This window comes from Hydrogenophaga sp. L76, assembly GCF_057654755.1.
This window is the reverse complement of sequence record NZ_CM172807.1, coordinates 4486662-4506496: the sequence shown is the minus strand read 5'-3', so window position 1 is coordinate 4506496 and position 19835 is coordinate 4486662. Positions and strand designations below refer to the sequence as shown.

The 19835-nt window shown below is 67.6% G+C and carries 19 protein-coding genes; 9 read left to right on the top strand and 10 right to left on the bottom strand.

The genetic code is table 11. The annotated features are described in order from the left end of the window. The 7 genes from pqqC to AC23D4_RS22000 are packed head-to-tail and all read left to right on the top strand — an operon-like array spanning nt 1 to nt 4823. Nucleotides 1–732 carry a pyrroloquinoline-quinone synthase PqqC gene (gene pqqC / locus AC23D4_RS22030; protein ID WP_472887799.1) on the top strand — a complete coding sequence of 244 codons (732 nt, stop codon included), beginning with the start codon at nt 1–3 and terminating at the stop codon, nt 730–732. Then, the gene (gene pqqD / locus AC23D4_RS22025) at nt 723–995 is read left to right on the top strand and encodes a pyrroloquinoline quinone biosynthesis peptide chaperone PqqD (protein WP_472887798.1); all 273 of its coding nucleotides are present in this window, start codon (nt 723–725) and stop codon (nt 993–995) included. Before pqqC ends, pqqD begins: the two co-directional genes overlap by 10 nt. Then, entirely contained in the window at nt 979–2136 is a 1158-nt protein-coding gene (pqqE, locus tag AC23D4_RS22020; RefSeq protein WP_472887797.1) for a pyrroloquinoline quinone biosynthesis protein PqqE, read from the top strand. Before pqqD ends, pqqE begins: the two co-directional genes overlap by 17 nt. Further along, a complete protein-coding gene (locus AC23D4_RS22015; RefSeq protein ID WP_472887796.1) occupies nt 2133–2912 on the top strand; it encodes a hypothetical protein in 780 nt (259 codons plus the stop codon). The genes pqqE and AC23D4_RS22015 overlap by 4 nt, the downstream gene beginning before the upstream one ends. Next, nucleotides 2887–3498, top strand: coding sequence for a hypothetical protein (locus AC23D4_RS22010; RefSeq protein ID WP_304922289.1), 612 nt, complete (start codon nt 2887–2889; stop codon nt 3496–3498). The genes AC23D4_RS22015 and AC23D4_RS22010 overlap by 26 nt, the downstream gene beginning before the upstream one ends. Nucleotides 3499–3516: 18 nt before the next feature. Next, a complete protein-coding gene (locus AC23D4_RS22005; RefSeq protein WP_226465780.1) occupies nt 3517–4041 on the top strand; it encodes a hypothetical protein in 525 nt (174 codons plus the stop codon). A gap of 29 nt (nt 4042–4070) precedes the next feature. Further along, the gene (locus tag AC23D4_RS22000) at nt 4071–4823 is read left to right on the top strand and encodes a hypothetical protein (RefSeq protein ID WP_487623670.1); all 753 of its coding nucleotides are present in this window, start codon (nt 4071–4073) and stop codon (nt 4821–4823) included. A 57-nt stretch (nt 4824–4880) separates the two neighbouring features. Here the strand turns inward: AC23D4_RS22000 and AC23D4_RS21995 are convergent, their stop codons facing one another. The 9 genes from AC23D4_RS21995 to AC23D4_RS21955 form a co-directional block, all read right to left on the bottom strand. Beyond that, nucleotides 4881–5498 carry a hypothetical protein gene (locus tag AC23D4_RS21995; protein WP_472887794.1) on the bottom strand — a complete coding sequence of 206 codons (618 nt, stop codon included), beginning with the start codon at nt 5496–5498 and terminating at the stop codon, nt 4881–4883. Nucleotides 5499–5645: 147 nt separating this feature from the next. Continuing rightward, nucleotides 5646–8048, bottom strand: a complete 2403-nt coding sequence (locus AC23D4_RS21990) for an MASE3 domain-containing protein (protein WP_472887793.1) — start codon at nt 8046–8048, stop codon at nt 5646–5648. An 85-nt stretch (nt 8049–8133) separates the two neighbouring features. Continuing rightward, nucleotides 8134–8457, bottom strand: a complete 324-nt coding sequence (locus AC23D4_RS21985) for a c-type cytochrome (protein ID WP_472887792.1) — start codon at nt 8455–8457, stop codon at nt 8134–8136. Nucleotides 8458–8605: 148 nt separating this feature from the next. Then, nucleotides 8606–10297 (bottom strand): PQQ-dependent methanol/ethanol family dehydrogenase, encoded by a 1692-nt coding sequence (locus AC23D4_RS21980; protein ID WP_472887791.1) that lies wholly within the window; start codon nt 10295–10297, stop codon nt 8606–8608. Between the two features lie 348 nt (nt 10298–10645). Further along, a complete protein-coding gene (locus tag AC23D4_RS21975; protein ID WP_472887790.1) occupies nt 10646–11650 on the bottom strand; it encodes a quinoprotein relay system zinc metallohydrolase 1 in 1005 nt (334 codons plus the stop codon). Continuing rightward, nucleotides 11647–12450, bottom strand: coding sequence for a quinoprotein dehydrogenase-associated SoxYZ-like carrier (locus tag AC23D4_RS21970; RefSeq protein ID WP_472887789.1), 804 nt, complete (start codon nt 12448–12450; stop codon nt 11647–11649). The genes AC23D4_RS21975 and AC23D4_RS21970 overlap by 4 nt, the downstream gene beginning before the upstream one ends. Continuing rightward, a complete protein-coding gene (locus AC23D4_RS21965; protein ID WP_472887788.1) occupies nt 12447–13304 on the bottom strand; it encodes an ABC transporter permease in 858 nt (285 codons plus the stop codon). The genes AC23D4_RS21970 and AC23D4_RS21965 overlap by 4 nt, the downstream gene beginning before the upstream one ends. Continuing rightward, nucleotides 13286–14437 (bottom strand): type 1 periplasmic-binding domain-containing protein, encoded by a 1152-nt coding sequence (locus tag AC23D4_RS21960; protein ID WP_472887787.1) that lies wholly within the window; start codon nt 14435–14437, stop codon nt 13286–13288. Before AC23D4_RS21960 ends, AC23D4_RS21965 begins: the two co-directional genes overlap by 19 nt. 128 nt (nt 14438–14565) lie before the next feature. Continuing rightward, nucleotides 14566–15561, bottom strand: a complete 996-nt coding sequence (locus AC23D4_RS21955; RefSeq protein ID WP_472887786.1) for a PQQ-dependent catabolism-associated beta-propeller protein — start codon at nt 15559–15561, stop codon at nt 14566–14568. A 268-nt stretch (nt 15562–15829) separates the two neighbouring features. On the opposite strand from AC23D4_RS21955, the gene AC23D4_RS21950 reads away from it, so the two are divergent. After that, nucleotides 15830–16807: a tripartite tricarboxylate transporter substrate binding protein gene (locus tag AC23D4_RS21950; RefSeq protein ID WP_487623669.1), complete on the top strand. Its 978-nt coding sequence runs from the start codon at nt 15830–15832 to the stop codon at nt 16805–16807. Nucleotides 16808–16832: 25 nt separating this feature from the next. Continuing rightward, a complete protein-coding gene (locus AC23D4_RS21945; RefSeq protein ID WP_472887784.1) occupies nt 16833–17573 on the top strand; it encodes an ATP-binding cassette domain-containing protein in 741 nt (246 codons plus the stop codon). Nucleotides 17574–17710: 137 nt separating this feature from the next. Here AC23D4_RS21945 and AC23D4_RS21940 read toward each other — a convergent pair whose 3' ends face one another. Next, on the bottom strand, nt 17711–19825 hold the full coding sequence (locus AC23D4_RS21940) for a TonB-dependent receptor family protein (RefSeq protein ID WP_472887783.1): 2115 nt from the start codon (nt 19823–19825) through the stop codon (nt 17711–17713). Nucleotides 19826–19835: the final 10 nt, after the last annotated feature.

Sequence of the window (19835 nt, the reverse complement as noted above, 5' to 3'; positions counted from 1 at the left end):
ATGGAAATCGCCCAAGCCATCCGCAATCACAGCCACCTGCCCGCCTGGAGCCCTGATGCGTTCGAGGCCCAGCTGCGCGACAAGGGCCGCAGCTACCACATCCACCACCCCTTCAACGTGCGCATGAACTCGGGCGGCTGCACGCCCGACGAGATCCGCTGCTGGGTGGCCAACCGCTTTTATTACCAGATCTGCATCCCGCGCAAAGACGCCGCCATCCTCGCCAACATGCCCGACCGCGCGCACCGCAGGCTGTGGATCGAGCGCATCCTGGACCACGACGGCCACGGCGACTACGAGGGCTCGGCCGCGGGCGGCATCGAAGCCTGGACACGGCTGGGCGAAGCGGTCGGCATCTCGCGCGAAGACCTGTGGTCTTTGCAGGGCGTTGCGCCCGCGGTGCGCTTCGCCTGCGATGCGTACGTGAACTTCGCGGCCAAGGCGCCGTGGCAGGAAGCCGTGTGCTCCTCGCTCACCGAAATGTTTGCGCCGCAGATCCACAAGGACCGCCTCGCCACCTGGCCCACGCACTACCCCTGGATCGAGGCCAGCGGCCTGGCCTATTTCCGCAGCCGCATCCCGCTCGCCACCCGCGACGTGGAACACGGCCTGCAGGTCACGCTGTCGCACTTCAATACCCGTGAAGCGCAGCACCGCGCACTCGACATCCTGCAGTTCAAGCTGGACATTCTGTGGACCATGCTGGATGCGATTGAAAAGGCATGTCAATGACAGCCACCCTGCCCGAGCGCCCCAAGCTCTCGCGCCGCTTCCGCCTGCAATACGAAGAAGCGCAGAGCCGCTGGGTGCTGCTGTATCCCGAGGGCATGGTGCAGCTCAACCCTTCTGCGGCTGAGATCCTGCAACGATGCGACGGCGAGCGCACCTTGCAAGGGATCGTTTCCGAACTGGAGACCGCCTTCAACGCTCAGGGCCTGGAACCCGAAGTCCGCAACTTGCTCGAAGAAGGACAACGCCGTGGCTGGATCGACTGAACCCACCGGCACCGCACCCGTGATCGGCCAGCCCCTGTGGCTGTTGGCCGAGCTCACCTACCAGTGCCCGCTGCACTGCGTGTTTTGCTACAACCCCACGCAGCACGCGCGCATCAACGACGAGATGAGCACCGCGCAGTGGGTGGACGTGATGCAGCAGGCGCGCAAGCTCGGCGCGGCGCAGCTGGGCTTTTCGGGTGGTGAGCCGCTGCTGCGCGACGACCTGGAAGAACTGGTGCAGGAAGCCCACCGCCTGGGCTACTACACCAACCTCATCACCTCCGGCGTGGGCCTCACGCCGACTCGCGCGCAGAAGCTGAAAGACGCCGGGCTCGACCACGTGCAGCTCTCGTTCCAGGACTCCACCAAAGAGATGAACGATTTTCTGAGCCACACCAAGACCTTCGAGCTCAAGCAGCGCGTGGCCAGGCTCATCAAGCAACACGACTGGCCGATGGTGATGAACTGCGTGCTGCACCGGCACAACCTGCCGCACGTGGGCAAGATCATCGAAATGGCCGTGGCGCTCGAAGCCGAGTACCTGGAGCTCGCCAACACGCAGTACTACGGCTGGGCCTGGGTCAACCGCGACCACCTGATGCCCACGCGCGAAGAGCTCGTGGAGGCCGAGGCCGTCGTCACCCGCTTCCGCGCCGAGCAGGAAGGCAAGACCGGCCCCAGGACCCGCGTGCTGTTCGTGGTGCCCGACTACTTTGAAGAGCGTCCCAAGGCCTGCATGAACGGCTGGGGTTCGGTGTTCCTCTCCATCGCGCCCGACGGCCTGGCCATGCCCTGCCACAACGCGCGCGACCTGCCGGGTCTGCAACTGCCCAACGTAAAAGACACGCCCGTCGCCGAGATCTGGCAACGCAGCAACGCCTTCAACGCCTTCCGTGGCGACAGCTGGATGAAGGCCCCCTGCCGCACCTGCGACGAGCGCCACAAGGACTTTGGCGGCTGCCGCTGCCAGGCTTTCCTGATCACCGGCGACGCCACCGAGGCCGACCCGGTGTGCAGCAAATCGCCGCACCATCAGAAGGTGGTGCAGCTGGTGAAGCAGGCGCCCACGCGGCGCAGCATCCCGATCGTGTTCCGCAGCGACGCCGAATCCCGGTTGTTGCACGCCGAACCCAACGCATGAACCCACCCACCCCCGCGGGCGCCCCGCACCACCGCATGCTCGGTGCGGCGCTGGTGAGCCGCATTCCTGGCGCGCGCCACAGCCCGCTCGCGCTGGAGCGCATGGAGCACGGCCTGTTCCTGCTCTGGCTGGCCTACATGGGCCTGCTGGTGTTCGGCGCCCTGCTGCTGTGGCAGGCCGGCGCCTGGCACCGGCTGATCGACGCCGACCCGACGGGGCTCACCGTCACCATCGTGCTGCTGTTCACCGGTTGCTCGATCTGGGCAGGCAAGCGCGCCTGGGTGCTGGGCCAGCAGCGCCAGCGGCTCGACGCGCGGCTCGCTGCCTCCAGCCTCAGAGAGCCCACCGGCTGGAGCGCCGAATACCACCAGGGCTGCGCACTGCCCGGCGCCGACCATTCCATCTGGCTGCAGGTGCTGGGCGAGCGCGCCCACGGCCCGCACGAAATGGCCTGGTGGCTCAACGGCATCCAGCTCAAGCTGGGCCTGCTGGGCAAGGTGATCGGCTTTTCCATCCTCGCGCTGCAGCTCGGGCAGATGGACAGCTTCGACGCCAGCCAGTCGTCGCAGTTGCTCAAGAACCTCACCGGTGGCCTGGGCATCGCGCTGCTCACCACCGTCACCGGCCTCACCGGCAACATCCTGCTCGGCCTGCAGCTCATGCGGCTCGACCGCTTTGCCGATGCCCTCGTGGCCGACACCCTGGCCGCCGGCCTCGCGCCGCCCGCCACCCCACTGCAGGAGCCGCCCCATGGCGATCGGCCGAGCGGTCCGTGACACCGAGACCGATCCGTTCTACGACATGTTGTTCAACATGTTGATCGCCTTCGTCTTCCTGTTCGTCATCGCCATCCTCTCGTTCAACCCCAAGGCCCGCAAGGCCGGCGACATCCCGGCCAAGGCCGAATTCATCGTCACCGTGTCCTGGCCCGACAACAACCCCAACGACGTCGACGCCTGGGTGCTGGAGCCCGGCGGCAAGACGCTGTGGTTCCGCCAGCGCGACGCCGGCATGCTGCACCTGGACCGCGACGACCGCGGCGCCAAGAACAACAGCGTCATCGTCAACGGCCGTGAGATCACCAGCCCGATCCGCCAGGAGATCGTCACCCTGCGCGGCCTGGTGCCGGGCGAATACGTGGTGAACGCGCACTACTACGAGAGCAAGGACAAGCTGCCGGTGGACGTGTCGGTCGCGGTGGTGAAGGTCAACCCGCAGGCCGAGATCGTCTACACCGGCACGCAGCAGATCCCCGCCAAGGGCGACGAGCGCACCCTGGTGCGCTTCAGCATCGACGAAAGCGGCACCGTCATCGACCTCAACACCCGCCCGCTCACCATCGTGCAACGCTCCGGCCTCTGACCCCCCACAAGAACAACCATGATCCCTGCCGTCTCCTCCCAGTTGCTGCTGCTCGTGCTGGTGTACGCGCTGCTGGCGTTCCTGCTGCTCTGCCTGTGCCTGGCCACGCGCTGGCCCTGGGCCGTGAAGGGCGCGATGGTGCTGCTGGTGAGCGGCTTCTACGTGTTTGGCCACCACACGCTGCAAGGCATTGCGGGCTGGCCGAGCGACGACGCCCTGCCCAAGCGCTTCATGCTGCTCTCGGCCGTGTTCGACGAGCCCAGCCCCGGCCGCGGCCACAAGGGCGCCATCTACATCTGGGTCAACCCCATGAAAGACAACGCGCCGCTGGAGATGCCGCGCGTGTTTCGCCTGCCGTACGAAAAAGACCTGCACCGCATCCTGGGCGACGGCATCAAGAAAGCACGCGAAGGCAACACCCAGATGGGCAGCACCGAACCCAAGCGCGGCCAGGGCGGCCTGGCCTGGCTGCTGCCCGCGAGCAACGACAAGGTGGAAATCAAGTTGACGGACCTGCCGCGCGCGCAGCTTCCCGAAAAATGAGCGCCATGTACCGCCAGACGCGATGCGCCTTGCCCCCTCTCCCGCTCGCGGGAGAGGGCCGGGGTGAGGGGCCGCGCGCCCACACCTCATCCATCGCCACCGCCATGGCGGCAACTGCAGCAGCCCTCCTCACCGCCTGCAGCCCCAGCAACCAGGGCAATGAGTGGTTCCCCCTGCGCGAAGGCGAAACACAGGACTACGCCGTGCGCTACACCGGCGAAGAACCGCGCGAGCCCGAACAATGGACCCTGCGCGTGGTCCAGCCCACAACATTTCAGGACCAGACCGTCGCCGTGCGCCACCACTCCACTGGCGTGAGCTACTACCTCCAGGTGGACGAGCAAGGCATCCGCCGCATCGCCACCCGCACCGACATCGACAGCGAGCCCACGGCAGACGCCGAGCCGCTGTGGGTGCTGAAGGCGCCCTACCAGGTCGGCACCGAATGGACCACGCCCACCGTGCCCTACCTGATCCAGCGCAGGAACGAACACCCGCGCGACCTGAAGTACACCCACAAGGCGCAGATGACCTGGCGCATCGAAGCGGTGGATGACAGCGTGAAGCTCGGCGACGGCAGCGAACACAATCCCTGCCTGCGCGTGGTCGGCCAGGCGCGCCTGAACCTCTACACCGACCCGGTCAACGGCTTCACCGACGTGCCCCTGATCAGCCGCGAGTGGTATTGCCAGGGCGAGGGGCTGGTGAAGTTCGAGCGCGAGGAAAAAGTGCCCAGCGGGTTTCTCACCGGGGGCGTTCTCACGGCGGAGTGGGAGCCCTGATCACGGCTGAGTCACCGGGGGCAACGGCTCCTGAAGCGCGGTTCGCCAGCGGGCAGATCAGCGCTTGCCACCGCCATTGCCGCCGCCCTTCCCACCCCCGTTGCCGCCACCGCCATTGCCGGAGTTGCCACCCTTGCCGCCGGCGTTGCCACCACCGCCCGCATTGGAACCGCCGCCTGCACTGGCGCCACCGCCCCGGTTGCCGCTGCTGCCAGCGCCTTGACCACCGGCATTGCTGTTGCCGCTGTTACCAGCATTTGCTTTGCTGCCTGCTGCCGCAGGGCGGGTGGTGCGGGTCCCAATGGCCAAGCCTGCCCGGCGGTCGGCCTGGTCGGCCTGGTTGGCCGCGCTGACCACGGAGCCCAGACGCAGGCCCAGGCTGTTGGCGATCTGGCCCCAGCCCATGCCACTGTCGCGTTGCGCCTGCACATCGCTGGTGGCCAGGGCGAGCTGCCCGATGCTGGGCTCGGTGATGCCCTGTTGGCTGAGGTTGGCCCGGGCCAGCTGCAGCGCCATCTCTTGCTGCCGCGCAGCCACGACGGGATCGACAACGGTCGGCGCCGGTCCGACCACCACGGTGACTTGGGCCCAGCTGGCGCCAGCGGCCAGGCAGGTGACGGCCAGCACGAGCGGGCGCAGGGTGTTCAGGGCATTGATTCGGTGTGTGGTGTTCATGAAATTCTCCATTTGAAAAGTCGGACTGGATGCTACCCAGGGTACAGGACCAGTCCGGCCTTCAGATGTGACAACACGTATCGCTGAAACACCGCGCGACGGCGGCGGTGACGACAGCGCAACGGCCCGTGATTCGACCCAGCAGGGTCAGACTTCAACCGCCTGGTCCGCCGCAGGACGCAGCGTGTCACCCAGCAGCTTCACCAGCTCATCGAGCACGCGGGTTTTCTCCAGCACATGGCGCGCGCCTTGCGCGACAGCGCGGGCGCGCAACTCGTCGTTGACGTAACCCGAGACCAGGATGGTGGGCAGACCCGGGCGCATGCGTCGGATGGCGGTGATCACGTCGAGCCCCGAGTGCTGGGGCATGTTGTAGTCGGTCACCACGATGTCGAACGCCTGCGGGTTGGCACGCACCGCGGCCATGGCCTGCTCGGGGTCGCTGTGGTGTGACACGCGGTAGCCTTGGCGGGCAAGCAGCTTTTTCAGCATGGAGGACATGAGCAGGTCGTCTTCAATCAGCAGCACCCGTTCGCCGTGTCCGCTCTCGGCAGCAGGCTGTACCGCTGCGCCTGGGGCCGGGACGGACGCCACCGCGCCGGGCGGTGCCGGAATGAAGATGTCGAACCGGGTACCCTGACCGGGCTGTGAATGCACACCGATGGCACCGTCGTGCGAGCGCACGATGCCGTGCACCACGGACAGCCCCAGCCCCGTGCCCTTGCCCACCGGCTTGGTGGTGAAGAAGGGTTCAAAGATGCGCTGGCGCACCGGCTCGTCCATGCCGCAGCCATTGTCCTGCACCGACAGGCGCACATGGCGCCCGGGCAGCAGGCCCAGGGGAAAGGACGCCGCTGCGCCGAGCACCACGGTGCCCAGCCGAACTTCAATGAGCCCACCTTTGTCGCCCAGGGCATGCCAGGCGTTGGTGCAGAGGTTGAGCAGCACCTGCTCAAACTGGGTGCGGTCGATCTCGGCGCTGGCCTCGGGGTCGTCGATGTGTTCGAGCAGCTGCACGCCGGCCGGCAGGGTGGAGCGCAGCAGCGACAGGCTTTCGCGCACCACCGGTAGCAGAGGCTGCACCTGGCGCCGGGCGGTGTCGCGCCGGCTGAAGCTGAGGATGCGGTCGACCAGGGCCCGGGCGCGGTCGCTGGCCTTGATGATCTGGTCCAGGCTGAGCGCCACATCGGCCGGGTTGCCGCCCTTGAGGTCTTCCCGGGCCATGTGGGCGTTGCCCAGGATGGCAGCGAGCACGTTGTTGAAATCGTGGGCGATGCCGCTGGCCAGCGTGCCGATGGACTCCATCTTTTGCACTTCGCCGAGCTGCTGCTCCAGCCGGCGACGGGCCTCCTGCGCTTCAGTGCGGTCGGTGACGTCGGTGAGCAGGCCGTCCCACACAATGCCGCCGCCGTCCAGCGCGCGCGGTGCAGACACCAGGTGCATGCGCCGCACGCTGCCGTCGGGCCGGCAGAAGCGGGCTTCGCAGTCGAACACCTGCAGCGTTTCGGCGCAGCGCTGTTCGGCGGCGGCGAGGATGGCCACGTCGTCCGGGTGGATGCCGCCATACATCGCGATCGGGTCGGCCAGCACCTCGGCCACGGTCACACCGCAGACGCGCTCCACCGAGTCCGACACTTCGGTGAACCGGCGGTGGCCATCGGGTTCCAGCACCACCTGGTACAGCACGGCGTTCGGCAGGTTGGCGCCCAGCGTGTGCATGCGGGCCTGGCTTTCACGCACCCGGGCTTCTGAGACGCGCAAGGCTTCGAAGGGCGCCCGGATGCTGGTGATGAAGGTGGCGCGGTACAGCAGGGCATAGGCCACCACCTTGTAGAGGTGGCCCACCACGTTCTGGAAGTCCGATGGCGCCACGTAGGCGGCGAAGGCAAATCCCCCCAGGCCCATGAAGAGGCAGGAGAGTGCGAGCAGCGCGTGTTGCCGCGATTGTTCGGATTTCGCCCGCTGCCACAACACGAGCGCCAGCAGTCCGTTGAGCCCCACCAGCACGTATTCGTAGCCCGCCTTGAAAGGGGTCACGCCCACCCCCGGCACGAAGGTGACGGGGAACCGGTCGAGCGCGAAGGAGCCAAAGGCAATGGTGGCCACCGCCACCAACAGGCCGATCCCCAGCAAGACCGTCCGGGGCCAGCGCGGCGCCAGGCCCGCCGTGACGGCCCCCAAGGTCAACACCTCGAAGCTGCGGCCCATGAGCCAGAAGAAGATGGCCTGGGGCGTGCTGCTCTCGGTGAGCAAGGGCGGCATGCCTTCGTAGGTCAGGGCATGCATCAGATCGCAGCCGATGACCACCACAAAACCCGCGAGCAGGGCGTTGGCACTGCGGTCTTGCCGGCGTTCGAAGGTGTGCCAGGACACCACGACCACCAGCGTGGCGATCACGATGGCAAACAGCTCCAGCACCAGGTGCAGTTCGAGCATGCGGCTGGCGAGCAGGCCGCTGGCGGTGTCGGGCGGGGCATTGACGATGGCGACCATGCCCAGCACCGCCAGCAGGCTGAGAAAACCGTATTTGATGGGGTGGGCGAGTGGCATGCCGGCACATTACCGGAAAAATGCGCAACCCCCTGAAAAGCGCTGCCGCGCCGTCACGCGCCCTGCGCCGAAGGATCTCGGCCGCTCAGGGCTTGATGGTCATGACCCACTCGGCCAGGGTCTTGATGTCGGCGGCGCTCATGCCGGGGTGCGGCGGCATGGGAATGCGACCCCATTTGCCTTTGGAGCCGTACTGGATGGACTGCGCCAGCGAGGCCACGGCGTCTTTGTCGTCCTTGTATTTTTCATGCACGGCGCTGTAGGACGGACCGACCACTTTTTCGTTGGCCGAGTGGCAGGAGAAGCAGCCGTTGGCCTTGGCCATTTCGATGGCGGCGGTCACGTCGAGCGCGTGGGCCGGGGCACTGAGGCCGGCAAGGGCAGAGGCGAGGATCAGAACGGTACGCATGGCAGGGCTACCTGAAAGAAGAAAAGAGAGATGGAAAACAAACACGGGACAAAAAAAGGGCGGGGTCGACCGTTCGCACGCGTGCGGCGGCCGACACCGCCCAATGTGGCAGGGCCGCCCCTTCAGGCTGCGCCCCGCTGCCGCTGCATCACTTCATGAGCTTGAAGGTCCAGACCGAGCCGCCCTGTTCGAGGAAGTTGACCTTCTTGGCCACTTCACCGCCCCACAGGGGCACCGCGCCGCCCCAGCCGGAGACCACGCTCACGTACTGTTCTCCGCCTTCGGTCCAGGTGATGGGAGGAGCCACCACGCCGGAGCCGGTCTGGAACTGCCAGACCACCTTGCCGGTCCTGGCGTCGGCGGCCTTGAGGTAACCCTCGGGCGTGCCCCAGAACACCAGGTCGCCAGCCGTCAGCACACCACCCCAGAGCGGGGCTTCGTTCTTGACTTCCCACTCGACCTTGCCGGTCTTGGGGTTGATGGCGCGCAGCGAACCGATGTGGTCGTCAAACAGCGGCTTGATGGTGAAACCCGCGCCCAGGTAGGCCGCGCCCTTCTTGTAGGTGATGGGTTCGTTCCAGATCTCCATGCCCCATTCGTTGGTGGGCACGTAGAACAGGCCGGTCTTCGGGCTGTAGGCCATGGGCATCTGGTTCTTGCCACCCAGGAAGCCGGGGGCAGAGAACACCGACTTGCCCTTGGCACCGTCGCCACCCGCAGCGGTCGGGTCACCCGGGCGGTTCGCCGGGTCGAAGTTGGGGCGGCCGGTCTTGAGGTCGATGCCGGTGGCCCACGTTACCTTCTTCACGAACGGGAAGGCGTTGATCAGCTTGCCGGTGGTGGCGTCGTTCACGTAGAAGAAGCCGTTGCGGTCGGCCTTGGCACCGACGCGCTTGCCGTCCATGTCGAAGGTGACGAACTCGTTCACACCGTCGTAGTCCCAGCCGTCGTTCGGGGTGGACTGGTAGTGCCACTTGATCTGGCCGGTCTTCACGTCGATGGCGACGGTGGAGGCGGAATACAGGTTGTCGCCCTTGCGCACATGGCTGTTCCAGGGGCCGGGGTTGCCGGTGCCGAAATAGGCCAGACCGGTGGTGGGGTCGTAGCTGCCGCCGAGCCAGGGCGCGGCGCCGCCGGTCTTCCAGGTCTCGCCCGGCCACGAGGCATTGGTCGTACCGGTGACACCGTTTTCCTTGCCGTCCTTGTAGCCCATGTGGCCTTCCACCACGGGGCGCACCCAGACCATCTTGCCGGTCCTGGGATCGCGCGCTTCGACGCGGCCGACCACACCGAACTCACCACCCGACAGGCCCGTGATGAGCAGGCCCTCGGCGATCAGTGGCGCTGCGGTGTAGCTGTAGCCGGCGGAGTAGTCGTCGATCTTCTCGCGCCACACCACCTTGCCGGTTTCCTGGTCGAGCGCCACGAGCTGGGCGTCCAGCGTGCCGAAGATCACCAGGTTGTCGTACAGCGCGGCGCCGCGGTTGATCACGTCGCAGCAGGGCATGATGCCTTCGGGCAGGCGGTGCTCGTACTTCCAGAGCTTCTTGCCCGTCTTGGTGTCTACCGCGTAGATGCGCGAGTAAGACGCGGTGACAAACATCTTGCCCTTGTTCACCAGCGGCTGCGACTGCTGGCCCCGCTGCTTTTCACCACCGAAGGACATGGACCACACGGGCACCAGTTTGCTGATGGATTTTTCGTTGATGCCGGTCAGCGGCGAGTGGCGCTGGCCCTGGGTGCCGAGGCCCCAGCTGAGCACGTTGTCGGGGGTCTTGGCGTCGTCCGCGATCATCGCGTCGGTCACGCCCTGGGCGCTGACGTGGGCCGTGGCGGCCATGACCAAAAGGCTCAATAGAGTGCGTTTCACTGGGTGGTCTCCTGCTCGTTTGTGAGGTTGATGGCTTGTGGGAACTGGCCGTGCCGCCCCAGCGGCTCGCTGGTGTTGTCCCTCTCCAGCCGGGGCATGCACGCAAGCAGAAATGGCAACTTCTGTGCCAGCAACCGATACCCGCCAAAGCCTAGGGTTTTCACTGATCGAAATACCCCCACGAGGCCACGCCAGCGGCCCCGGACGCCTGCAAATGCGCCAAACGCGAACCGGATGAAGAGACACCCTTGTGACAGTGTTCAGAAATGTCGCAGTGCCCACGTTGCAACCCGGTCGGGCTGCAACACCGGTGGCTGCTCAGGGCTTGATCAACGCCCGCAGCTCGTAGCGCGGGTACCACTGCGTGAGCGAGCGGTGCAGCTCGGCGGGTTGCGCGGCCCAGTGCGCGAAGCGCTGTGGCACAGGCGTGCCCAGCACCTCGCCGAGGTCGAGCCCGCGCTCGGCGCTGGTCTGCATGAGCGTGGTCAGCCACTGCAGCCAGTCGCGCGTCTGCTGCACACCGGCCAGGCCCGTGTGCACCGGGCCGTGGCTGGGCACCACGGATTTCACCTGGCCGCTGGTGATCAGTTGCTCCAGTGTGTCCAGGCTGCTCAGCCAGGCGGCGAAGTCGGCGTGCGGCGTGGTCGGCACACGCTCGGCAAACACCAGCCCCCCGGCGAACAGCACGCCGGTGCGGTGGTCGAGCAGCACCAGGTCGTCCGCGGTGTGGCCGTGCAGGCGCCTGAGCTCCAGCTTGTGCTGGCCGAGCTGCAGGGTCTGCGGCAACACGGCTTCGCGCGCGGGCGTGGACTCGGTGCCGCGCATCCAGTCGCCGCAGAGGCGGTAGAGGTTGTCGGCGTAGGCTGTGCCTTCGGCCTGCATGCCGCTGATGCTGCCGGCCAGCGCCTGCGTGGGCCGGTCGGCCCAGGCCTGGTTGCCGAAGAAATAGTCGGGGTGCAGGTTGAGTTCCAGCACGCGTTGCACCGGTTCGCGGGTGACACGTTCGATGGCGCGGCGCTGCTGCTCGCCATACAGGCGCGAAGGCCCGGTGTTGATGACCACCACGCCCGCGCCGGTGGCGATGAAGGCGGTGTTGATGATGTTGCAGCCGTTGGCACGGCTGAAGTCCTGCACGGCGCCTTCGATGACCCAGGTGCCCTCGGCGATCTGGCGCGGCTGCAGGTCGTAGTTGAACGTGGCCGCGTCGGGCTTCGATGCCGGAGCCGGCACGGCGATGGTCTGCGCCTGCGCGCTGCCCGCCAGCACGAGCGCCGTCAACCACCACGGATTCCATCGGGTACCGACGCCCTCCGCGAAGTTCATGCACCCACCTCGGCGTCGATGCGGTTGCCATTGTTGTCGCGCCCCACCAGCCGCAGGCCGCTCACCACCTGCGGCGGCAGCTCGAATGTGATGAGCGGGTTTTCCGAAACCGGTTCGTGCAGCGCCAGCTTCCACCAGGCCTGGCCCGAGCTGTCCACCAGTTGCAGCTCTTCGATGTAGAAAGCCGGAATGCCCGCGACCAGCCCCGTGTCCATGGGGTGCATCACGCGCACGCGCAGGCGCCGGCTGCCTTCGAGCACGTTGTTGAAAAAACGTGCCTGCACCTGGCCCAGGGTCTTGCTCCAGGAACCGTCGGCGCGCGTGAGGCCGGGCACCGTGCAGCCACCGCCCGCCGCCTGCACCCAGGTGCTGCCCACATGCCACTGGCCGTCCTTGGTCTGCACAAAGGCGCGCACGGGCGAGGCCTGCTCCATGCGGATGCGGAAGGCCAGCATGGGCAGCGCGCGCAGGGGTTCGAAGTCCAGCACCTGGCGCACCGGGTTGCGGTCCACCGCAACGCGGATGCGCGCCACGCCGCCGCCCACCTGGCCGAGTCCGCGCGCGTCCACCAGCAGCGGCACGTTCATCGCGTCGTCGGCAAAGGCCGGGCCCTTGATCGTCACCGCGTCGGAGAACTTCGCACTCGCCTTGCCGATGGTCTGCTCGCGCAGGCTGGGGTACTGCATGGAGCCCAGTGGGTCGCCACCGGTCTGATCGACTTGTGCTCGTAGAGCAGCGGGCACCAACGCGCCAAGCAAGCCGCTGCCCAGCAGATGGCGGCGTTGAATGATCGGGTTCATCCACCGCCTCCCTTGCTCTTGACCCAGCCGCGTTGCGGGTCGTAACCCCACAATGCAGCCACGAAAAACACCACGCCGCAGCCCACCACCACCGACCACGACAGCGCCGTGAACTGCCCCACCATGGCGTAGCGCATGGCCTCGACCGCGTGGGTGAACGGGTTCCACTCCGCGAGCCTCAGCAGCCACCACGCGCCCGATTCTTCGAGCTTCCACAGCGGGTAAAGCGCGGGGCTGATGAAGAACATGGGGAAGATCACGAAGTTCATGGTCCCCGCAAAGTTCTCCAGCTGCTTCACGTACACCGAGAGCATCAGCCCGAGCGCAGCCAGCATCGTGGCACCGCAGGCCATGGCGATCAGCAGCCCCGGCAGGTTGGCCAGCGGCACCTCCACCCCAAAGGCCCAGGCGATGGCGAGGAACACACCCATCTGCAGCACCGAGAGGCAGGTGCCCGCGAGCAGCTTGAAGGCCAGCAGCCAGCCACGCGCCAGCGGCGCGGTGAGCAACAGGCGCATGACACCCATCTCGCGGTCGTAGACCATGGAAAGCGAGCTCTGCATGCCGTTGAACAGGGCCACCATGCCGAGCAGGCCGGGCACCATGTAGGCCTTGTATTCGATGTAGGTCTCGTAGGGCGGCACGATGGCGACGCCGAACACGTTGTTGAAGCCGGCCGAAAACACCACGAACCACAACAGCGGCCGCACCAGCGCCGAGCCCAGGCGCGTGGGCTGGCGCAGGAAGCGATTGAGCTCGCGGCCCACCACCGCGCGCAGCGCGCGCAGCAGATGCAGGGGCAGCGAGGGCGCTGCGAGCGGTATCACGGACACGTTCATGGGCGCGCTTTGCATGCACTCTCCTGTTCATCGACGCCCAGGGTATCGAGCACTTCCTTCGGGTGCAACACGCCGTCGAGCGGCGCGGTGCCGACCACGCCGTCCACATGGCTCAGGAACAAAGGCTGGCGCAACTGGCCGTCCCAGGCGCGGAACGACAGGCTGCGGCCCTTGAAGCCGTCGAGCGTGGTGCTGCCACCGCGCAGCGCCTTGAGCTGCTGCACCACCGGCGCCTTCGGGTTCTCGGCCAGCACGGCGGCCAGCGCGCGGCCCGCCGCCCAGGCCGCCCAGTCGTGGCCCTGCATGGGGCGCTGCGCGAGCTTGAAGAAACGGCGGCTGAGCTGCGGGCCGCCGTGGCGTTCCCACTGCGGGTGCCAGGCTGCGGCCACCAGGCCATTGGCGCCCACCACTGGGCGCGGCCACTGCGTGGCGTACGGCAACAAGCGCGCGAACTCACCGTCGCTGTCCATCACCGCCACCACCTCGTGTTCGCGGTCGCCGGTGAGCAGGCGCGTGTTGCCCAGGTCGCGCTCGCGCGGATCGCCGGTGAGCTTGAACGGTTTTTGCGCCACCACCTTCACACCATAGCGCTTGGCCGAGCGATTGAAGGCCTCGGTCATCAGCGCATCGCCGGGCAAGGGGCCTTGCAGCAGCAGCGCCTTGCGCCAGTTGCGCGCAGCGAGGTACTGCGCCAGCGCGTCGCCGAGCATGGCGCGGCTGGGCGCCGTGTGCAGCAGGTGGGCGGCACACTGGGCGCCGCGCAAGCTGTCGTCGTCCAGCGCGGCGTTGAACACAATGGCACCGCCCAGTGCAGCGGGCGCGGCCTGCACCAGCGCGCGCAACTCGGCCAGCGGCAGATCGGCCACCACGTGCTGCACCCTCAGAGCCTTCAACTCGGCCAGCGCCTTGGGCAGCGCAGCGGCGTTGGGCAAGACCACGTCCTTCACCACCAGCTCCAGTCCGGCGGCGTCCAGCTCGAACGCCGAATCGGCCGCCGCGAGCGACACACCGTCGATGGACCGCCCCGCCGGGTGCCCCGGGTAAGCCTTCTCCATGCGCCGCGGCGCGTGCCGCGGATCACCATCGAGCGACACCACGGCGATGGTGATCTTGGTGGCTGCGAAGGCAGAGAACGCAAAGGCACCCATCAAAGCCAGAGCGGTCGAGCGCCACAGCCCCGTCCAGGGCTCCCGCGGAACCGGCTTCGCCGGGCCGCTGGGAGCGCCCCCCCGGGGGGGGATGCGGCTACGCGCAGCGAGCAAGCAACGGGGGGGGGTCATTTCGCGACGAGGATCGAGTGCGGCACCCGTCCGGCCGGCACCGTCTTGATCGCCTTGCCACTCGCAGCGTCTACCAGCGTCATGTCATCGGACAAGCCATTGGCCACGTACAGCGTCTTGCCATCCGGCTGGAATCCCATGCCCCAGGCGCGCTTGCCGACCAGCACCTGGCTCTTCACCGCCTTGGTGGACACGTCGATCTGCGCCACATGGTTGGCCTTGCCCAGCCCGACCCAGATGCTCTTGCCGTCCGGGCTGATGGTCATGCCCACGGGCGTGATGTCGGCCTCGCGCATGCCCTTCACCTCGAACTTGATCTTCTGCTTTTCGGTGTGGGTCTTGGTATCGACCACGCTCACCGTGGCATCCAGTTCGTTGGTGACCCACAGTTCGGCGCCGTCGGGTGACAGCACAAAGCGGCGCGGGCGCTTGCCGACCTTGATGTTCTTCGTGACCTTCTTCGTGGCCAGGTCGATCACGTGGACCACGTTGGCCACTTCGGAGGTGACGTACGCGGTCTTGCCATCGGGCGTGACCAGCACACCTTCGGGCTCGCCGCCGGTCTTGACTTCGAACAGGGGTTTCTTCGTGCCGATGTCGTAGGCGGCCACCACGTTCTCGTCTTCGATCGACACGTAGGCGGTCTTGCCGTCGGGGCTGAGGTCGAACATCTCGGGGCTGTCGCCCAGGGGCACCGTGCCGGCCAGTTTGCCGGTGGCCACATCCACCAGGCCCATGGCGTTGCTGTCGCCACAGATCACGAGGATCTGCTGGCCGTCGCCGCTGAAGCTCATGTCGCGCGGACGCTTGCAGACGTCGATGGCGCCGGTGCGCTCACCCTGGGTGTCGAACACATAGATCTTGTTGTCCTTCTCGCTGGACACATAGACCTTGCCGGCACCCTGGGCCTGGGCAGACAAGGCGAGCGAGGCGGCTGCTGTGGCGAGTGACACGGCGCGCAGGGCAGAGGCCATCCGGGCACGAAGGGGCATGAAAAGTCTCCAGTCTTGTTGGGTATCGGCGAACGGTGTTCGTCCGGCGCACGTCGAGGTGCGCACGAGCGATCTGCAAAAACGGTGCCAGGCGCACGGGAACAGAAATTGCCTGAAAACCGCCGGTGCCCGGGGCTTTCCCGGGCGCTGGAGACACAAACACCGCCCCATGAGACACATACCGTCACGCCCAGCGTTCAAAAATGGCACAGGGAAAACCCTCGATGCGTTCCAGCACTGCACGATCGGGGTTTCACGGCGCGGCTTCATGGGCCTGGGCGCATCGCTCGCTTTCGCATCCGCCCTGCCCCGCGCCTTGGCGCAGCCGGGCAGCTCTGTGGCAGCCACGTGGCCCAACAAACCGCTGCAGCTCATCGTGCCCTGGCCCGCGGGCGGCCAGACCGACCTGACGCTGCGGGTGCTGTGCGAGGAGGCCGAGCCGCTGCTGGGCCAGCCCATCGTGGTCATCAACAAACCGGGTGCGGCGGGCACGCAGGTGGCGCCACTGCTCAAGGCCGCCGAGCCCGACGGCCACACCATCGGTCAGGTGCCGATCACGGTGTACCGCCATGCCTTGATGAACCATGTGCCCTGGGACCCGGTGGCCGACCTCAGCCCGATCCTGCAGGTGTCGGGCGTCACCTTCGGCGTGCTGGTGCCCGCCAGCAGCCCCTGGAAAACGCTCGCCGATCTGGTGGACTGGGCCCGGAAGCACCCGGGCGAACTGGTGCTGGGCTCGACCGGCATCGGCACCACGGCGCACCTGGCGATGGAAGAAATTTTGCTGCAGCACAACGTGAGCTATGTGCACGTGCCCTACAAGGGCACGGCCGACCAGATGCTGGCGATCGCGGGTGCACAGATCATGGCCGGCGTCAATTCCACCGGCTTCGCGCCCTGGGTGGACCGCGGCCAGATGCGCCTGCTGGCCACGTTCAGCGCGCATCGCAGCCCACGCTGGCCCGAGGTGCCGACGATGCGCGAGCTGGGCTACGAGCAGGCGGTCTACACCTCGCCCTGGGGCCTGGCCGCACCGCGCGGCACGCCCGAGGCGGTGGTGCAGAAGCTGCACGATGTGTTCCGCCGCGCCATGTTCAGCGAGCGGCACCAGGCCGCGCTGGCCAAGTACGATCAGGGCCTGGACTACCTCAACACGCACGACTACCGGCAGGCCGTGCTGGCCACGGTGGAGCATGAAAAGCGCCTGCTCAAACGCATGAACCTGCTGGCCCGCCCCGCCGGCTGACCGCTCCACCACGAACACCCGAACGATGACAGACACCTGCCTGCTGACCGCGCAGAACCTGCACAAAGCCTACAACGGCAAACCCGCGCTCAAGGGCGTCAACGTGGCGCTGCAGGCCGGTGAGATGCTGGCCCTGCTGGGGCCCAACGGCGCGGGAAAATCCACCCTGCTGCAGCTGCTGACCGGCCTGTTCAGCCCGGACCAGGGGACGATCGTGGTGATGGGCCACGACATGCAGCGCCACCCCAGCCGCGCGCTCGCCTCGCTGGGCGTGGTGTTCCAGCAGAGCGCGCTCGACATGGACCTCTCGGTGATGGCCAACCTGCTGTTCCACACCGACCTGCACGGCCTGCCGCGCGCGGTGGCCAAGCAGCGCATCGCCGACGGGCTGGCGGCCATGGGCCTGGGCGATCAGGCCAAGGCCGTGGTGCGCAGCCTCTCGGGCGGCACGCGGCGCAAGGTGGAACTGGTGCGCGCCCTGTTGCACGAACCGGCCGTGTTGCTGATGGACGAGGCCACGGTGGGGCTGGACCCGGCCTCGCGCCAGCACCTGCTCGACACCGTGCGCGGCCTGTGCCACACCCGCGGCATGGCGGTGCTCTGGGCCACGCACCTGATCGAAGAAGCCAGGGTGGCCGACCGCCTGATGCTGCTGCACCAGGGCACGGTGCGCTTCGACGGTTCGATCGACGCCTTCATGTCCGCGGCCGAGGGGCCGGACTTCCAGACCGAGGTGCTGCGGGCGCTGGAAAAGCCTGGCGTCTGAAGAACACCCCCGCAGCGCTTCGCGCTACCCCCTGAAGGGGGCGGCACTGGCCGTCCGGCAAAGCCGGCCCGGCGGTGCCCTGGGCTGGGCGCCCCCTCAGGCGCTGGGCCTAAGCAGGCGCTGAGCGGCCAGCGCCATCAGAAAGCGTAGGTGGCCGAGAGGCCCAGGCCCCACTGCCGACCTGGCGCAGGTTCGAAAAAGCGCTTGTTGCCGTCGTTGGCGATCACCGAGCCGATATAGGCCTTGTCGCCCAGGTTGTTCACCCGCAGGTGTTCGCGCAGCGTCCAGGCCCCCAGCTTCTGCTCGAAGCCCACGCGCAGGTTGAACACGGTGGCCGCATCGGTGCGGTCGCTGCCCTGGTCGTCCACCACCATGCTGCCCTGGTGCACCAGCTCCAGCGCGGCGGTCATGCCGGGCACGGCGCGCGGCTGCCAGGCCAGCTCGGCAAACAGGCTGCGGTCCACGGTGCCGGGAATGCGGTTGCCGGCGGCCACCACACCGCCGCTGCTGCTGGCAAAGGCGTCGGCGAACTTCGCGTTCAGCGTGGACAGCGCCACGTGCGTGCGCCACTCGGGCGACAGCTGGCCGCTGTAGGCCACTTCCAGGCCCGATCGGCGCGTCTTGCCCGCGTTGGTGTAGATGGTTCGACCGCCGCTGCTGGAGGCCACCACGATCTCGTCGGTGGTGCCGATGTGGAACAGCGCCGCGTCGAGCCGGTGCCCTTCGGCCAGCCGGGTCTTCACGCCGATCTCGGCGTGGGTGCTGCGCGCCGATTGCAGGCCCAGGTTGGGGCCGCTGCCGCTGGCGGTGTAGGCGATTTCGGTGAAGGTCGGCGTCTCGAAACCGCGGCCCACGTTGGCGTAGACGTTGGTGTCGGCGCTCAGGTGGCGCGTGATGCCGATCACCGGGTTGGTGGCGCTGAACTCCGCGCGGCCGCTGTCGTCCGGGTTGCCGGGGCGGATGTAGAAGTCCTGCACGCGGAAGTTCACCCGGTTGGCGCGAAGCCCTGCCACCGCGCTCCAGGCTTCGTTGATGGCCCAGTCGGCCTGGGTGTAGAGGCCGGTGCTGTGCACGCTGTCGTCTTCGTCGCGCTTGAGCGCGCCTTGTTCGCCCAGGTTGTTGATGAAACCACGGCGGCGCTCGCTCATGCGCTCATGGTCCAGCCCCGCCGTCAGCTGCACCTGGCCCTCACCGGCCGGGATGCGGCGCGTGTAGCGCAGGCCGGCCCCGCTGTAGCGGCGGTCCAGCTGCACCACGCCGCCAGCGGCCGTGGGCGCGGTCTGCACAAACAGGGGGATGGAGAGGCGGTTGTCCAGGTCGCGCTGGCCGCTGTAGACGCGGGCGCTGATGTCGCTCTGCGCATCCAGCTTGTGGTCCACCACCAGGCCCACCTGGTTTTGCGACACGTCCTTGCCCGCGTGGTACAGCGTGGAGTTCGCCACCGCCTGGCGCGGGTCGGCCTCGAACTGCTCGCGCGTGAGACCCAGCGGGTCGCCCGACACCGGCTGGTCGAAGGCGTTGGCCACCAGCGTGACTTTGGTGTTTTCGCTGGCTGTCCAGCGCAGCTTGGCATTGGTGTGGCGGCGCTTGGCGGCGCTGTTGGTGCGCCAGCCGTCGGTGGAAAAGTCGCTGTGGTCGATGAGGTAGTTGAGCGATCCGCTCTGGCCCGCGGCCTGCAGGCCGTAGCGGCGCAAGCCGTCGCTGCCCGCATCCACGCTGGTGCGCACTTCCGGCCGCGCCGGGCCATCGGCGGTGAACACCTGCAGCACACCACCCGCCGCGTTGCCATACAGCTGGGCCAGCGGGCCGCGCAGCACCTCGATGCGCTGGGCCGAAGGCAGGCTGATGGTGGAGGCCTGGCCCTGCCCGTCGGGCATGGTGGCGGGAATGCCGTCCACGATCAGCCGCGCGCCGCGGATGCCGAACGGTGAGCGAGAGCCCGATCCGCGGATGGACAGCTGCAGGTCCTGCGCGTAGTTCTGGCGGTTGAGCACCGTGATGCCCGGAATGCGGTTGATGGCTTCGGACAGGTTGACCTGCGGCCCGGCGGCTTCGATGGTCTCGCGGCCCACGCCCTGGATGGCGGCGGGCGCGTCGAAGCTCTGCTGCGCCTCGCGGTTGGCGGTGACCACCACTTCGGAGAGGGTCTGGGCACCGGCCAGGCCGGTGCTGGTAAGGGCCAGGGTCTGCAACGCGGCAGCGGCCAGGCGGTTCAGGGGCCAGCGGGTCTTGTTCGTGGGATATCGGGTCATGTCGGTCTCC

Excerpts from the sequence above, each read along its gene's own strand:
- pqqC (WP_472887799.1), top strand. The coding sequence starts at position 1 with ATGGAAATCGCCCAAGCCATCCGCAATCACAGCCACCTGCCCGCCTGG.
- pqqD (WP_472887798.1), top strand. The coding sequence starts at position 723 with ATGTCAATGACAGCCACCCTGCCCGAGCGCCCCAAGCTCTCGCGCCGC.
- AC23D4_RS22015 (WP_472887796.1), top strand. The coding sequence starts at position 2,133 with ATGAACCCACCCACCCCCGCGGGCGCCCCGCACCACCGCATGCTCGGT.
- AC23D4_RS22010 (WP_304922289.1), top strand. The coding sequence starts at position 2,887 with ATGGCGATCGGCCGAGCGGTCCGTGACACCGAGACCGATCCGTTCTAC.
- AC23D4_RS22005 (WP_226465780.1), top strand. The coding sequence starts at position 3,517 with ATGATCCCTGCCGTCTCCTCCCAGTTGCTGCTGCTCGTGCTGGTGTAC.
- AC23D4_RS21995 (WP_472887794.1), bottom strand. The coding sequence starts at position 5,498 with ATGAACACCACACACCGAATCAATGCCCTGAACACCCTGCGCCCGCTC.
- AC23D4_RS21990 (WP_472887793.1), bottom strand. The coding sequence starts at position 8,048 with ATGCCACTCGCCCACCCCATCAAATACGGTTTTCTCAGCCTGCTGGCG.
- AC23D4_RS21985 (WP_472887792.1), bottom strand. The coding sequence starts at position 8,457 with ATGCGTACCGTTCTGATCCTCGCCTCTGCCCTTGCCGGCCTCAGTGCC.
- AC23D4_RS21980 (WP_472887791.1), bottom strand. The coding sequence starts at position 10,297 with ATGGCCGCCACGGCCCACGTCAGCGCCCAGGGCGTGACCGACGCGATG.
- AC23D4_RS21975 (WP_472887790.1), bottom strand. The coding sequence starts at position 11,650 with ATGAACTTCGCGGAGGGCGTCGGTACCCGATGGAATCCGTGGTGGTTG.
- AC23D4_RS21970 (WP_472887789.1), bottom strand. The coding sequence starts at position 12,450 with ATGAACCCGATCATTCAACGCCGCCATCTGCTGGGCAGCGGCTTGCTT.
- AC23D4_RS21965 (WP_472887788.1), bottom strand. The coding sequence starts at position 13,304 with ATGCAAAGCGCGCCCATGAACGTGTCCGTGATACCGCTCGCAGCGCCC.
- AC23D4_RS21960 (WP_472887787.1), bottom strand. The coding sequence starts at position 14,437 with ATGGGTGCCTTTGCGTTCTCTGCCTTCGCAGCCACCAAGATCACCATC.
- AC23D4_RS21955 (WP_472887786.1), bottom strand. The coding sequence starts at position 15,561 with ATGCCCCTTCGTGCCCGGATGGCCTCTGCCCTGCGCGCCGTGTCACTC.
- AC23D4_RS21950 (WP_487623669.1), top strand. The coding sequence starts at position 15,830 with ATGGGCCTGGGCGCATCGCTCGCTTTCGCATCCGCCCTGCCCCGCGCC.
- AC23D4_RS21945 (WP_472887784.1), top strand. The coding sequence starts at position 16,833 with ATGACAGACACCTGCCTGCTGACCGCGCAGAACCTGCACAAAGCCTAC.
- AC23D4_RS21940 (WP_472887783.1), bottom strand. The coding sequence starts at position 19,825 with ATGACCCGATATCCCACGAACAAGACCCGCTGGCCCCTGAACCGCCTG.